This window comes from Veronia pacifica (assembly GCF_001707825.1).
Lineage (GTDB): Bacteria > Pseudomonadota > Gammaproteobacteria > Enterobacterales > Vibrionaceae > Veronia > Veronia pacifica.
Window position 1 is genome coordinate 1 of sequence record NZ_LYBM01000133.1, and the last position, 443, is coordinate 443.

The window sequence follows — 443 nt, forward strand, 5'->3', positions numbered from 1 at the left end:
CATGGTATTAATATATAACACTGACCACGAAACAATATAAGTAAACCTTATGTATCTATTACTTAAAAAGTGAATGCATATGTTAATGGGTATTCTGTATTAAACTAAGACTCAGTTGCGGATAATATCCTAAAAAAGTAGGGTATTATCCGATTCAATGAGTAACAGCTACTCTGTCACTCTATTGAGTTATCGCGTGCCACACTTCTTTGCAGGCAGTCTTCAGCCTGTTCTTTTGTCATTAATCCCTCTTGTTCAAGTGTATCCATAAAGCTCCTTGATGGCTGATGCTTATCTCTAACAATGTCGGCGACTTTTTGATAGCCCATCTCTGGGACCAATGCAGTGGCCAGAGCCGATGAGTGAAGTAAGTTATGAAGTGAACGTGTCTCATGAGCCATAAGGCCGGATATGCACTTGTCGTTAAACCGTTGGCTGGCATT

At 40.0% G+C, this 443-nt stretch carries 1 protein-coding gene; it reads right to left on the bottom strand.

Going from position 1 to position 443, the window contains the following annotated elements; translation table 11 throughout:
* Nucleotides 1–176 precede the first annotated feature (176 nt).
* On the bottom strand, nucleotides 177–443 hold a 267-nt coding region (locus A8L45_RS23460), incomplete at its 5' end, for a hypothetical protein (protein ID WP_217492223.1).